General features: G+C 68.3%; 13 protein-coding genes. 7 read left to right on the forward strand and 6 right to left on the reverse strand.

Annotated elements, in window-relative coordinates; translation table 11 throughout:
• The first annotated feature begins 112 nt into the window (after positions 1 to 112).
• A complete protein-coding gene (locus LZ198_RS28090) occupies positions 113 to 391 on the forward strand; it encodes a TraR/DksA family transcriptional regulator (RefSeq protein ID WP_253975161.1) in 279 nt (92 codons plus the stop codon).
• A 70-nt stretch (positions 392 to 461) separates the two neighbouring features.
• On the forward strand, positions 462 to 1,304 hold the full coding sequence (locus LZ198_RS28095) for a hypothetical protein (protein WP_253975162.1): 843 nt from the start codon (positions 462 to 464) through the stop codon (positions 1,302 to 1,304).
• 177 nt (positions 1,305 to 1,481) lie between these two features.
• On the opposite strand, the gene LZ198_RS28100 is transcribed toward LZ198_RS28095, so the two are convergent.
• Positions 1,482 to 2,672 (reverse strand): hypothetical protein, encoded by a 1,191-nt coding sequence (locus LZ198_RS28100; protein WP_253975163.1) that lies wholly within the window; start codon positions 2,670 to 2,672, stop codon positions 1,482 to 1,484.
• A gap of 364 nt (positions 2,673 to 3,036) precedes the next feature.
• On the opposite strand from LZ198_RS28100, the gene LZ198_RS28105 reads away from it, so the two are divergent.
• Together LZ198_RS28105 and map are read left to right on the forward strand one after the other, a co-directional pair.
• Positions 3,037 to 3,258 carry a hypothetical protein gene (locus tag LZ198_RS28105; protein ID WP_253975164.1) on the forward strand — a complete coding sequence of 74 codons (222 nt, stop codon included), beginning with the start codon at positions 3,037 to 3,039 and terminating at the stop codon, positions 3,256 to 3,258.
• Entirely contained in the window at positions 3,255 to 4,250 is a 996-nt protein-coding gene (gene map / locus LZ198_RS28110) for a type I methionyl aminopeptidase (protein ID WP_253975165.1), read from the forward strand. The genes LZ198_RS28105 and map overlap by 4 nt, the downstream gene beginning before the upstream one ends.
• 139 nt (positions 4,251 to 4,389) lie before the next feature.
• Here the strand turns inward: map and LZ198_RS28115 are convergent, their stop codons facing one another.
• The 3 genes from LZ198_RS28115 to LZ198_RS28125 form a co-directional block, all read right to left on the reverse strand.
• Positions 4,390 to 5,061 (reverse strand): TonB-dependent receptor, encoded by a 672-nt coding sequence (locus tag LZ198_RS28115; protein ID WP_253975166.1) that lies wholly within the window; start codon positions 5,059 to 5,061, stop codon positions 4,390 to 4,392.
• Positions 5,058 to 5,879, reverse strand: coding sequence for an endonuclease/exonuclease/phosphatase family protein (locus LZ198_RS28120; protein WP_253975167.1), 822 nt, complete (start codon positions 5,877 to 5,879; stop codon positions 5,058 to 5,060). Before LZ198_RS28120 ends, LZ198_RS28115 begins: the two co-directional genes overlap by 4 nt.
• A 357-nt stretch (positions 5,880 to 6,236) precedes the next feature.
• Positions 6,237 to 7,835: a hypothetical protein gene (locus tag LZ198_RS28125; RefSeq protein ID WP_253975168.1), complete on the reverse strand. Its 1,599-nt coding sequence runs from the start codon at positions 7,833 to 7,835 to the stop codon at positions 6,237 to 6,239.
• 207 nt (positions 7,836 to 8,042) lie between these two features.
• Between LZ198_RS28125 and LZ198_RS28130 the strand changes: the two genes are divergently transcribed.
• Positions 8,043 to 9,311 (forward strand): TIGR02996 domain-containing protein, encoded by a 1,269-nt coding sequence (locus LZ198_RS28130; protein ID WP_253975169.1) that lies wholly within the window; start codon positions 8,043 to 8,045, stop codon positions 9,309 to 9,311.
• 18 nt (positions 9,312 to 9,329) lie between these two features.
• On the opposite strand, the gene LZ198_RS28135 is transcribed toward LZ198_RS28130, so the two are convergent.
• A complete protein-coding gene (locus LZ198_RS28135; protein ID WP_253975170.1) occupies positions 9,330 to 10,127 on the reverse strand; it encodes a hypothetical protein in 798 nt (265 codons plus the stop codon).
• Positions 10,128 to 10,369: 242 nt separating this feature from the next.
• On the opposite strand from LZ198_RS28135, the gene LZ198_RS28140 reads away from it, so the two are divergent.
• Positions 10,370 to 10,630 (forward strand): hypothetical protein, encoded by a 261-nt coding sequence (locus tag LZ198_RS28140; protein ID WP_253975171.1) that lies wholly within the window; start codon positions 10,370 to 10,372, stop codon positions 10,628 to 10,630.
• Here the strand turns inward: LZ198_RS28140 and LZ198_RS28145 are convergent.
• Positions 10,627 to 11,661 carry a zinc-dependent alcohol dehydrogenase family protein gene (locus tag LZ198_RS28145; protein WP_253975172.1) on the reverse strand — a complete coding sequence of 345 codons (1,035 nt, stop codon included), beginning with the start codon at positions 11,659 to 11,661 and terminating at the stop codon, positions 10,627 to 10,629. The genes LZ198_RS28140 and LZ198_RS28145 overlap by 4 nt on opposite strands.
• Before the next feature lie 683 nt (positions 11,662 to 12,344).
• On the opposite strand from LZ198_RS28145, the gene LZ198_RS28150 reads away from it, so the two are divergent.
• Positions 12,345 to 12,584 carry a hypothetical protein gene (locus tag LZ198_RS28150; RefSeq protein ID WP_253975173.1) on the forward strand — a complete coding sequence of 80 codons (240 nt, stop codon included), beginning with the start codon at positions 12,345 to 12,347 and terminating at the stop codon, positions 12,582 to 12,584.
• Positions 12,585 to 12,606: the final 22 nt, after the last annotated feature.

Raw genomic sequence — 12,606 nt, forward strand, 5'->3', positions numbered from 1 at the left:
AGGAGGCCGGGTCGACCCATGGCATGCTTCCTGAAACCGCCGGTTCACTCCCAGAGAGGAGTGTCGCGATGTCCGCGACGCATGCGCCCGGGGTCGGTCGCGGGAGATGAACATGGACAGTCTGGCGCGTGAGGCCCGTGAGGCCCTGATGCTGCGAGGCGACCGGCTCCGAGCGGGGGCTCGCCCGGCGATGAAGGGGCTGGAGGTCGTGGACCCGGAGCTGGCGGAGGCGGACCGTCGCGAGCTGCGGGACATCGAGGCGGCGCTCGCGCGCATCGACCGGGGCGCGTTCGGACGGTGCGAGCGGTGTGGTGGCGCCATCGGGCGTCACCGGCTGCGCGCGGTGCCGGAGGCCCGGCACTGCATCACGTGCGCGGCGCTGGACCGTTGAACGACGCGGCGTCCCGCGCGTGCGACAGGTGGACGGAGGCCCCGTTCGACAGGGAGAGAGGCCTCGCCACGTGCATGCCCATCCCAGTCGTCGCATCGCGCTCCTGGTCCTCCTGGGGGGCGCGCCGGAGGTCCTCGCGGAGTCTCCGCGCCAGGGCGGTGTCCCCGCGATGAGTGCCACCGGGGAGTGTCCATCCTCGCGGCGCGTGACGGCGAAGCCCCAGGAGCTGGCGCGGCGGGTGGAGGCGGCGAAGTCGACCCGCGAGGTGCGCGAGCTGCTCCAATCCGTGGGGATGGGCGTGGCGTTGGCGTGTGGGCAGGGGGAGGCGGTGGCCTCCGCTCGGCTCGCGGTCTCCCGTGCGCGCCTCCTGTCGGCGGAGGTGGAGGACTTCGTGCTCCTGGCCGAGGGGACGGTGTGCGGTGAGGAGAAGCTGCTGGATGGCGTCGTGCTGCATCCGACGGGGGCCGCGGATTCCTTCTGTGTCGTCCCGATGCCGTTCCTCCCGGGGCTGGTCGAGCCGGGGCACTCCTCCACCGGGGTCATCGTCGAGAACCTCACCGACCCGGTGCGACAGGTCCTCCGCGTCGTGACGGTCCGGCGCGCCGTCCATGAATGGGCGTATTGGGAGGGAGAGGCGGGCGCGCTGCGCTCCATCTTCTCCGTCACGTGGGGCTTCTTCGGCGGAGATGACCGGCGTGAGATGACGGCGAAGGTCTCCACCGTGGGCTCGGGGTTCCCTCGCGAACTCGAGGTCCGGGAGTCGATCCGCGAATCCGCCCGCTTCGCGAAGTCCTCTCGAGGTGGCCGCGCCTACGAGCCGGGCTCCCGGACGAAGGAACGCACGTATCGCCTGTGCTATCGCCGCGAGGCGCCCGAAGACCCGCGCGCCTATGCGCCGTGCCCGACGCCCTGATGGACCTCACGGGGGCCTCGGTCTCCGCCCTGGGAGGGCTGGAGGGCTCTGTGCGCAAGAGCGGCGGAGGGCTTCGCATGGATGCGCCTGGAAATGGCGCCCTCCCGTGATGGGGTCTCAGGTCATCGAGCTTCTGGGGCGTGCTGGATTGATGGGCCCCTGGCTATCGAGGCGCCTTCAGGAACCGAAGACGTCCTTCCGCGCTAACTCGACGGTCCTGTTCGGGGGATTCAGGAGGGTGTGCCTGGCGCGCATCAGGAGCTTGAAGAGGACGACGCTGCTCCGCCGCGCCGTGAGCGAATACTTCCCACTCTCCAGCACGTCGATGAAGTTCACTGAACCCGTCTTGCACAGGAGCAGCTCGAGCTTCTTGTAGGTCTCCTTGATGACCTTCCTCAGGAACTCGTTGGTGAAGCGCAGCTTCCGACTGTCGTCCTGGATGAAGACGCCCGCGTCGATTCCCTTGAACAGGGTCGGGGCCGCGCGCAGGCCGAAGAGCTTGCAGCGCGCCCGCGACTGGCTCCGTCTGGCGAAGATGGCCTTGATGCCCTCACTGACGCCGAGGATGGCGTTGCCCGAGGTGACGAAGTCCACCACGACCACGGACAGGTTCTTGTCGTCGAGCTCGTCGAAGGGGACGTAGCGGCTGACGTACTCCGTGAAGTTCGAGAGATACTTCTCGACCTTGAAGATCTCCTGGAAGCTGCTCCGCCGCAGCTCGAAGACCTTCTCCATCCGCGCCTCGTCCTCCGCTGCCTCCTCCTTCTTGGCCAGCAGATCCGCTTCGGACCGCATCTCGCTGAGTTCCCACTCCTTCAGTTTCTCCGCGCCTCCCGCTTCGATGACCAGGTCGTCGAAGAGGGTCTTGACGCGGAGATTGAACCGGTCTCCCTTGCCCTCCGCGGCTTCCTCCGACAGCTGGTTGATCTTCTTGTTGAAGTCGTTGGTGGTCTCGACCCCCAGACACTCCACGTTGCTCAAGGGCATGTAGATGACGCGACAGTCCTTGAAGATCTCCAGGTAGTAGCAGAGCGGGTACGGGGAGTTTCCCAGGCAGAGGAAGACGTGCTTCGCGGGGGCGTAGTTGCGGATGACCTCCTGGGCGACCTGCTCGACTCCCAGCAGATCCTGCCAAACGAAGCCGTTCTTCTCGCCCTTGGCCTCGATGACCTTCACCTTCTTGTCGAGGAAGGTATCCAGGTCCGGTCGCAAGGCGAGGCGATTCGCCGCGACCTGGCGCTTCGCGGAGTAGCTCCCTCCCATCAGGACGTCGTAGGTCGTCGAGTCGATGTGTCCGACGATCTCGCCGTACCAGGGCGTGCGAGAGGAGGGATCGACGATGACCTGGAGCCCCGTGGGGAAACGCATGCGCGGCCTCGTTTCTGTGTGGCGCGGTGCTTGAGCAAGGGGCATGCCCGGCATGCTCCCGTGTGGAGTCAGCCCGCGCCTTCGGCCCGAAGCGTCGCCTGGGAACGCACGCGCGTCCCGGCAGGACGAACCGCCGCCGCGAATCCTTCGCCCAGGTCCGCGCTCCCGTGGCGCTGCGCCAGGCGTCGGGCTCCTGTTTCCAGCTTCCAGCGCGGTGCCCGGCGCGGGCGTCATCGCGTCGCGGTGTGACGCATCGTTCGACGTGCCGCCTCCCGAGGGCCCATCTGTCCGCCAGGCGTGCGGCCTGGAAAGAACCCGTGCACGGGGGCATGTCTACGGGTATAGACAACGACCTATGTGTCCCATGGTGAAGACCGAAGACCTCATCGACGCCCAGGGCGTGGCCGGGCTGCTCCAGCTCCGTCACGCGAACAGCGTCAGCACCTACCTGCGCCGCTACCCGGACATGCCCCGTCCCGTGCTGGACCTGGGGACCGGGCGGCCGCGCTTGTGGCTGCGCCCCCAGGTGCTGCGCTGGCTGCTCGCCCGCAAGCCCACCGCCGTCCTGGTCGGAGGTGAGCGATGACCACCGCCGTCCCCCGCTCCGCTCCCGCCGTGCTGCCCGGGCCCAACGACGCCTGCTGGTGCGGCAGCGGCACCAAGTACAAGAAGTGTCACCGGGGCGCCGACGCCGTCGAGGCGCGCAAGAAGGGGCCCGAGGTCGCCCGCAAGGGCATCCGGCCGGGTGTCATCAGCCCTCGCCGCGACGTGCCGATGAACATCCCCCGGCCCGACTACGCGCTGACCGGCCGGCCGCAGCGTCGCTCCAGTGATTCGGAGATCCGCTCCCCGGACGTCATCGCGCGCATGCGTCGCGCCTGCAAGGCCGCCGCGGAGGTGCTCCAGGAGGTCGCGAGCCACGTGCGTCCGGGCATCACCACCGACGAGCTGGATGCCATCACCCACGAGGCATACATCCGCCGGGGCGGCTACCCGAGCACGCTCAACTACCACGGCTTCCCCAAGTCGCTGTGCACCTCCGTCAACGAGGTCATCTGCCACGGCATCCCGGACAACCGCGCGCTGGAGGATGGCGACATCGTCAACCTCGACATCACCATCTTCCTGGATGGCGTACACGGGGACTGCTCGGCGACGTACTTCGTCGGCAACGTGGACGAGGAGAGCCAGCGGCTCGTGAAGGTCACCCGTGAGTGCCTGGACGTGGGCATCGCCGCGGTGAAGCCGGGTCGCCCCATCAGCGACATCGGTCGCGCCATCGAGGCCCACGCGACCCAGAACGGCGTGAGCGTGGTGCGCGCGTACTGCGGCCACGGCATCGGCGAGACGTTCCACACGTCCCTCCAGATTCCGCACTATTACGAGCCGGACGCCGACACCATCATGGAGCCCGGCATGATCTTCACCGTCGAGCCGATGATCAACCTCGGCGGCTGGGGGCACCGCACGTGGGATGATGGCTGGACCGCCGTCACCGCGGACGGCAGCCGCAGCGCGCAGTTCGAGCACACGCTGCTCGTCACCGAGCAGGGCGCCGACATCCTCACGGTGGCCTGACGTCGTCGCTCTGGAGACCCGCGCCGTGGGGCTCGTGCCTCGCGGCCGGGCCCGGCGGCGCGGCCTGTCCCCGTGCGGGCGGGGACGGGCGTCGCGGCGGCTCGATTCGCTTCGACGCCCACACGACCCGGAGCGCCCCTCAGCGGCTGTCCGAGCGCCGCCAGCGGAGCGTCAGTCCCGCATGGCCGCCCATCTGGCGTCGACCTTCATGGAGGTCGATGGGAAGCTCGAAGCCGCCTTCCGCGCGCAGCTCGAGGTTCGGCTTCAGCCGGTAGCCCACGCCCAGCGAGCCGCCCGGTGTGGCCAGCAGGTGCGAGCCATTGAAGCGGCCCTGGAACGCGGTGAGGGGGCCCGCGAAGGCGCCCATCAGCGAGGCGCCGCCGGTGAGCGTCCATTTCGGGTCGAGCCGGAAATCGAGCAGCGTCTGCGCGCCGAGCCGGAGGTTCACGGGCTCGGTGGAGTTGTTGGTGACGGGCACATACCAGACGCCGGCGCTCGGGGCGACGGACCACGTCCACCGCGTGCTCTCGAGGAGGCGATGCCGGGTGCCGAGCTCCAGGCCGAAGAGCGTGATTCGACCACCCCAGTCCCAGTTCTCGCCGGCGCCCTTGCGGAAGGTGAGCTCGGGGTTGGGCAGGTAGGCCCGCTCCCGGCCGCGTTCGAAGGCAATCGCATTCACCGAGACACCCACGTCGGTCGTCCCGACGGGCGTCGTCGCCGCGCCCAGGTTCCGCGCTCCGCTCAGGCAGCCAGGGAGGAAGAGGAGGGTGCCTCCCGTCCACAATGCCCGCAGGGCCTGCCTCGGCGTCATGGGGGCCACGCGAAGCGCACCCAGACGGGATGGTGGTCGCTCCCGGCGTCACGCCGGTCCACGCCGCGCTCCAGCGGAGTCACCCCCCGCGAGAAGACGTAATCGAGCGGCAGGCCGCCAATCACCGAGTCCACGGTGTCGCCCACGCCTTCCGAAGCCCATTGATAGCCCCGCTTCGAGAACAGCTTCACCGTCTGGCCCTGGCTGCCCGGGTCGGAGGTGTTGAAGTCACCGGCGATGATTTGGAGGGGCCCCGTTGCGTCGATGCCGTCGATGATGGTCTCGGCCTGGTCGAGCCGTCCGCCGAGTCCGACGATGGGCGTCGCGGTGTGCGCGGAGACCATCTGCACGGGAGTCCCGGCGACCTCCACCGTCGCGACGACGGCGATGCGGTGTTGCTGGTGATACGGGTCGTCGTGGGGGAGGTGGATCTTCCGGTCCGCGGTGATGGGCCACCGGCTGAGCACCGCGTTCCCGAAGTCATCGCCGTCCACCGCCACGGAGGCCGGGTAGTAGACGTAGGTCATCCCCAGCTCCTGGGCGATGCGCTCCACGGCGGGCGCGTCCATCTCCTGCATCATGATGACGTCCGCGCCGGAGAGCGGCGCCGTCGAGAGCGAGGCGATGGCCTCGGTGACGTGCTCGGCGAAGGAGAGGTTGAGCGTCACCACGGTGAGCGAGGAGGGGGCCGCCGTGGAGCCGGTGCCTGGAACCCGATAGTCCCCGGTGTATCGCGGGCCTGTCTCGTCGGAGTAGTTCTCCGCGATGGGGCACCCGGTCAGCAGGGTGAGCACCGCGAGGAGCGCGCACGGCGTCACGAGGTCCAGACGCAGGAGGGAGCGGTGCCGCCCGCCGCGTGTTCCCGTCAGGGGCGCCTGCTCGCTCCCTGACGTCCGCGTGGCTGGGTATGGCTCATCGGGTTCCAAAGACCAACTCATCGCGCGACTGAACGACGCGGGACGGTGAAGATTCCGGGCGGCACGGAGGCACGGGATGCGCCGCTTCCCCGGATGGTGACTGGCCCGATGGGGGAGCGCCCCCTGCGAGGTGATGTCCGCATCCCTCGCTCGTGGCGTCCCATCGTTCGAGCCGCGCGAGCGAGACTCGCTCACCCGGCGAGCGGAGGCCCATCCCTCGGGGGTGATTCTCCACGTCGTCCCTGGCGCGTCGGCTGCTCAGACCGTGTCGTCGGGGACGTAGCGCAGGCGCTGTCCCCCGATACCGTGGTCCTGGAGCACCTGCTCCAGCGGGGAGGACAGGTCGCCATCGGTGGCGAGCCTCTTCAACTGCTGCTTCTGTCTCTCCTCGACCTTCGAGGCCTTGCCCGCGGGCTTCCCGGAGAGGAGCTTCTCTTCGTACGTCTCCGCCGTCCGTCCGGCCTTCGCGGTGCCCCCGCCCGTCATCGGGTGCAAGCCGTCGTCCGTGAGCATGTGCCCGAAGCCCTTGGACCCGTTGGCGATCTCTTGGAGGCTCAGGACACTGTTGAAGATGACGGAGCGATCCCGAGCGGGCTCCGCGACCATCCAGGTGACGAGCAGCTCCCTCAACAAGGGGAGGAACGCGGGCGGTACTCCCTCGGGGTCCTCGGAGGGGCTCTTCACCATCTTCAGCATGGCCTGCGCGAGTACCGCGTCGTCCGTGCCGTGGACCCGTTGGGTGTCCGTCAGACGCGTCAGGAAGGCGGGATAGCTGACCTTGTGCTCCGGAGCGGCGCTGCTGGGGGTCCGCATCCCCTGTTGGTTCGGGTTCGCGTCGTGGACGATGGGCGCGTTGTGCCCCAGGACGATGAACTCGCCCTGCGGAACGCTCTTGCTCGGCTCCTTCACGCCGATGGGCACCTGCCCCGTGCCGACCGGTAGATGCAGCAACTGCCCGCGTCCCGCGCTGCCCGCCACGCCTCTCAACCCCATGGCCGCCGATGCCCACCAGTCCAGGCCGGTGCCGACGGGGGCCATCTCGTGGGTGTCGACGGTCGTCACCCCGGTGGGTGCGTCGGAGACGCTCGAGTCGATGGTTTCGATGTCCTGCGTCCCGCTGCCGCCGAGCGCCGCCGCCGTGACGGGGTCATAGAGCCGGCGTGAGGCCCCACCCAGCGCGAGCAGGGCCCTGTCGCTCTCTATCTTGGGGATGGGCGCCTGGTCGTGGAGCACGGAGCGGCTCTTGATGGCGCCGATGCGCGCCCTCAACCGCTTGACCGCCACCTCCGTGCCATCGCTCGCGCTGCTCACGGGGTCCTGCGTCGAGAACCACTCGGTGAGCTGTGTGGAGAACTTGTTGAGCTTGAGGTGATAGCTCTTGATGGCGTTCTTGCTCGAGACGTTCGGACTCTTGTTCAGTACATCGAATTCCTGCCGCAGCGCCTCTGGGACGCGGAGGTCCTCCATCTGGGGTTCTTGATGGTTGTATTTGAGGAACCCCGTGGCGCCGTCGTAGACGTTGTTCGTCGCGTCATCCCAGATGTCGTGCTCCACCAGGGTCGGAGGAATCAGCAGCGGGTCGGGCGCTGGACCGACATGGCCGGTGTCCTCCGGAAGGACCCCCGGGCCTTGCTTGCGCCACTCCATGCGTTGGATGGGCGGGGCGGCGGACGGCGCGCCGTGATTGAGCGACGCGCCCAGGCGCGACAGCCCCTGGACGCGAGGACTCCGGTCGAGTCCTCCCTGGAGTGCCCTCAGTTGGTTGACGCGCGGGGAGCCCTCCAGGTGTCCCTGGGGGCTCGCGTGGGAGGACTCCTCCGAGCGCTCGAGGGAGGGCCGGGCCGTGTGGGTCTGCATGAGGGTCTCCTGTCCAGGTCGCGCGGATGCCGGGGATTGTGGCGATCCGCGCGGTGACAACGGAAGGAGGGGGGACGTCCGTCCCCTGCTCGCGACTCGCTGGGGCGGGCGCCGGTCTCCACGCGGAACCGTGACACACCGCGCCCTGTGCGACCGGCGCCCCCCGCGTCCGTTACCGTCCTGGTAGCGTGACGTGAGCAGGAGCGCATGGCGGACTTCGACCTCAAGGGTTTCGTGGCCAAGGCCCTTCAAGGCGTGGGGGACTTCTTCCGTCCGCCAGCGCCCCCTCCACCGGTGCCCGCTCCCGTGGATGCGCGCAATCCGGAGCTGGAGGCCGCCATCCTCCAGGACCCCGAGGACGACGCGGCGTACCTCGTCTATGGCGACTGGCTCCAGGAGCAGGGCGACCCGCGCGGACAGTTGATGGCCCTCCATCACGCCGTCGACCTCGCCCAGGGGGCGGAGCGGGAGGCCCTGTGGCCACGGGTCCTCGCGTTCGCCGAGCAGCACGAGCGACAGCTCATGGGCGACGCGAGCGACTGGGGCGCCCTCGTCACCCGGTTGAGGCCCTTTCGCGGCATGGGGGACGACCACCTCCTGGTGAGGTGGCATCTGGGCTTCATCGCCTCCATCACGGTGAGCGGAGACTCCCTCAGCGGCGAGTCCGTGCTGGACGTGAATCACGTGCTCGAACGGCTCCTCCGTCACCCGGCGGCCCGCTTCCTGCGGACGTTGTCCGTCGGGCCCCTCGACAGCAGCCTGCCGTCCAATGACTACCGCGAGACGCTGCGCCTCGTCGCCGCGCACGCGCCCCGGACGCTGCGGTCCCTGGCCTTCATGGACCCCATGGAGTTCTCCCAGGGGCTCTCCCTGTTCCAGCTCGGCGACGCCTCCGCGCTGTACGCGGCATTCCCGAGGCTGCGCGCGCTGAGCCTCAACGGGAACATGGTCCTCGGGGAGATGAACCTGCCGGAGCTGCGCGAGCTGAGCCTCGAGTCGTCGGGGCTGACGCGCGAGGTGGTGGAGGCCGTCGCCGCCGCGCACTGGCCCCACCTGGAGAAGCTGGTCCTGCGCTTCGGTGTCCGGGACCTGGGCTGCGACGTCACGCCGGAGGACCTGCGTCCGCTGCTCGAGGGCACACGGATGCCCCGGCTCCGGCACCTGGGCTTGCGCAACGCGGAGTTCACGGACGCGCTCTGCGAGCTGCTCCCCGCCGCGCCGGTCCTCGGGAGGCTGGAGCAGTTGGACCTCTCCATGGGCATGATGACGAAGCGAGGGGCGGACGCGCTCATGGCGCACGCGGACCGCTTCGCGCACCTGCTGCGCCTGGACGTGACGGAGAACCTGCTGGATGCGGACGCCGTCGACGTGCTGGACCGACTGGGCGAGGCGGTCCACCTGGGGGGCCAGCGCGCCGGCCCGCCGGTGGAGCCGCGCGACAGCCCGCATCGGTGGACGGTGGCCTACCGCGACTGAGGTGGCGCGGGACTCGCGTCAGTCCTGCAGGGCTCGCAGGATGAGCGAGGGGCCCGCGATGACCTCCTGGAAGCCCCCGAGCGTGGTGATGTAGTGCTTCACGCCGTTGTAGTGCTGGGCGCCCACCAGGACGGAGCAGTAACGCCAGCGCCGGCGCTTGAGGGCCAGGTGCTCCAGTTGCGTGGGCTCCGCCGAGTCAATCCAGTTGGAGATCACGTCGTAGATCTCCGCGTCGGCGGCGATGAGCCGCCCGATGAGCTCACTGGTGTCCGCGCTGATGACGGACTTGAGCGCCTGGGTGACCGCTTGCGTGGCCGTATCCGAGTCGGGGTCCAGGATGTGGTCCTCCGCTTCGTCGCGTTGGAGGGCCGCGAGGGTGGTGTCGAAGTAGCGCCGCTGCGCGTCGGTGAAGCGATCGTGCCAGGCCTTGAAGTTCTTGCGCTTGTTGACGGCCTGGTAGACGTAGAGGTTCTTCTCCCAGATGCGAGTGGCCTTGTCCTCGAACATGTGTTGGACGAAGTGCTCCATCTCGTTGTGGGTCTCACCGAGCAGGATGATGCGGCGCTTCGCGTCGCCCGTGCCCTTGTCGAACCAGCCGCGCATGGCCGTGTTCCAGTCCCCTCGCTCGATCTTCCCCCAGGTCGACGAGGCCGTCGCGGGATGGTTCGCCAGGGGCGTGGTGGTGTAGTAGTCGCGCAGCGCATCGAGCGCCTTGACGACGTTGGGATGCGCGTTCGGCACCGGGTTGCTGACGAACGGGGCGAGCGGTGTCTCCGCCTCGTCTTTGTCGGACCAATCATCCTTGCTCTCGTCCATCGCTCGCTCCCGGTGCCTGATGTCGTGGACCGCCATTGTCGTGCGGGCGTCGACGGGACGGCAAGTCCACGCGGAACGGGGTTTCCCTCCTGGCGGACCCCACGGGTCGCGGGCGCCCTGAAGGCACTCCAACGCTCCAGCGCACTTCTCCGAGATGCTGGCGCTGAGATGCTTGCGCCGCGACTCGCGGTTCCGCGACCCGCTCCAAGACCACTGCTGCCCATGGCGCGAGGAAGCCGAGGATGGCGGCGCTGGAGCGGCGCCTCTTCGGCACGAAGACGGAGAAGCTGCGGCCGGTGGCCAAGGAGTTGAAGCCGTCGTCCACCCGCGCGGAGGACGAGGCGACCCGGGCCGCGAGCGCCCTCCGGACGCGACGAGCGCGCGCGGCACGCAAGGCCGCCGTGGCCGTGGAGCGCGAAGTCCACCACGAGGTGCCCGCCGAGGACTGGCGCTGCCCGGCGTGCGGAGGCGAGACGCTCGAACCCCTGGTTGGGTCCTCTTAGTCACGCACTTGAATAATCACTTTCCCAAAGGGGCCTTGTTCGAGACGCTGGAAAGCTGCGGGTGCTTCCGTGAAGGGGAAAACGCTGTCGATCACGGGTTTGATACCGTTCTGCTCAATCGCCTGGTTCATGTCCTCGAACGCTCGGCGGTGCCCGACGGAGATGCCTTGAATGGTCGCTCGCCGGAGCATCAGTGGTAGGACGGGTATGCGGAGTTCCGTGTCGCTCATGAAACCGATCTGCGAGATGCGCCCGCCACCGGCAAGCGCCTCCGCGGATTGGCACAAGTTGTCGCCTCCGAGCACTTCCAGGATGTGATCGACGCCATCGCCCGACGTTGAATCAAGCACGGCCTGTGCCCAGGTGGGGGTGTTGGACGAGTTGATGGCAGCCCAGGCCCCCAATGCCGTGGCACGTGCCAGCTTGTCCTCGCTGCGAGAGGTGATGAGCACTCGTGCACCTAGGGCTGCCGCGAACTGCAGGCCGAACAAAGAGACGCCGCCCGTTCCTTGAACCAACACTGTCTGGCCCGCTCGCAGCCTCCCCATCTCGACCAGCGCGAACCAAGCCGTCAGCGCGGCAACTGGCAGAGTGGAGGCTTCGTTGTTGGACAAGGAGGCGGGCACCGCCACGGCCACCTCCTCCGGAAGGACGACATACTCGGCGAGCATCCCTGGTAGCGGCCCACCCAGCGACAGTCCGTGCTTGAGCATGGCGCGTGGCGGCTCACCATCGAGCCATTGCGTCCAGAAGTTGCCCATCACCCGGTCGCCCAAATGGAAACGCCGGGTATGTGGACCCAATTCGACGACCTCGCCCGCCATGTCGGACGTGGGTACGAAGGGTCTCGGCGGCGGCTCCGCCAGCAGTTTGCCATCCACAATGAGTTTGTCCCGGTAGTTCAGTGCGACTGCCGCGACCTTGACCAGGATTTCTCCTGGCCCCGGTCTTGGCACCTGCCGTTCGGACATCTCCAGGGTCGCCTGCCCGAATGCCGGCAGTTGCCAGGCCTTCATGGATTCGTTCGCCATTCCCGTGCCTCCATCGTGGTGTTTCAGGAAGGGTGCAGGCATGGTCTACTGGAGAATCAGTGGAGTCTGTGGCGCATGTTTTTCGGATGTGTGACGACTTTTCTTCTCCAATCGGGTAGTGCTGCTCGTCTTCAGGGGATGACGGCCTTCGTTCAGTCTGTGGATGCAGGCAGCCTCACGGCGGTGGCCAAGGTAGCCGTCCGGCGAACGACGTGGCGGGAGGCATTGCCGGGGTAACGGTCGTGGTGGGCCCTGGCCGGAGTCGTGTCGGCCGTCGCGCAGGTGGGCCCCGTGCTGCTCGAGGTGGTGCTGGCCAGCGGAGCCCGGCTGCGGTTCCCCGCGGGCGCCGACGTTCGACCTGTCGCGACCGTTGCCCACGCAGGGGCAGTTGCCCTTCCACTGCGCGGACTTCCTCACGGCCTTCTTTCTCCACGCCTCCATGAGTCGGGTGACGAGGTGAGGCGCGGGGCCTCCGTGGGAACGGAGGTTCCGTGTGTCGTTCGTGCTCCAAGGGACGTGCGTGGATGCGCGCGGGTGTTGGCGCATCAACACGGGCCTGCCGGATAGGGCGATTGTCGGCCTGCGAGGAGACGGGAACAGTACCCCTCCGGGCACCTCCAGCGCGTTCGTGCAGGTGCGTCGTGCGAGGGCCTGGCCTGTATCCCTACAAAGGAGCCGTTCCCATGAAGCGTTGGGTGACGTTGTGCCTTCTGTGCCTCGCGTCGTCGGCCTTCGCCACGGATTCCAAGACGCCGACTCCCACCAAGGCGCCCCCGGCCTCCACGGACAAGGACACGAAGTCCAAGGAGGCGAAGACGCTGACGCTGGAGGAGGACAAGGAGGACCAGGAGGCCAAGAAGCAGCCGAAGCACAAGAAGGCGGACACGAAGGCCGTCGCTTCGGAGAAGGCCCCCGCGCTGTAGCCCTGTCTGGGATTGTCCGAGG

The sequence above is a fragment of the Myxococcus dinghuensis genome (genome assembly GCF_024198235.1).
Classification (GTDB): domain Bacteria; phylum Myxococcota; class Myxococcia; order Myxococcales; family Myxococcaceae; genus Myxococcus; species Myxococcus dinghuensis.

Bases quoted from the DNA above. Each gene is read 5' to 3' on its own strand.
- LZ198_RS28140 (WP_253975171.1), top strand. From the start codon at position 10,370: ATGGCGGCGCTGGAGCGGCGCCTCTTCGGCACGAAGACGGAGAAGCTG.
- LZ198_RS28115 (WP_253975166.1), bottom strand. From the start codon at position 5,061: ATGACGCCGAGGCAGGCCCTGCGGGCATTGTGGACGGGAGGCACCCTC.
- LZ198_RS28105 (WP_253975164.1), top strand. From the start codon at position 3,037: ATGGTGAAGACCGAAGACCTCATCGACGCCCAGGGCGTGGCCGGGCTG.
- LZ198_RS28150 (WP_253975173.1), top strand. From the start codon at position 12,345: ATGAAGCGTTGGGTGACGTTGTGCCTTCTGTGCCTCGCGTCGTCGGCC.
- LZ198_RS28090 (WP_253975161.1), top strand. From the start codon at position 113: ATGGACAGTCTGGCGCGTGAGGCCCGTGAGGCCCTGATGCTGCGAGGC.
- LZ198_RS28135 (WP_253975170.1), bottom strand. From the start codon at position 10,127: ATGGACGAGAGCAAGGATGATTGGTCCGACAAAGACGAGGCGGAGACA.
- LZ198_RS28130 (WP_253975169.1), top strand. From the start codon at position 8,043: ATGGCGGACTTCGACCTCAAGGGTTTCGTGGCCAAGGCCCTTCAAGGC.
- map (WP_253975165.1), top strand. From the start codon at position 3,255: ATGACCACCGCCGTCCCCCGCTCCGCTCCCGCCGTGCTGCCCGGGCCC.
- LZ198_RS28125 (WP_253975168.1), bottom strand. From the start codon at position 7,835: ATGCAGACCCACACGGCCCGGCCCTCCCTCGAGCGCTCGGAGGAGTCC.
- LZ198_RS28100 (WP_253975163.1), bottom strand. From the start codon at position 2,672: ATGCGTTTCCCCACGGGGCTCCAGGTCATCGTCGATCCCTCCTCTCGC.
- LZ198_RS28145 (WP_253975172.1), bottom strand. From the start codon at position 11,661: ATGGCGAACGAATCCATGAAGGCCTGGCAACTGCCGGCATTCGGGCAG.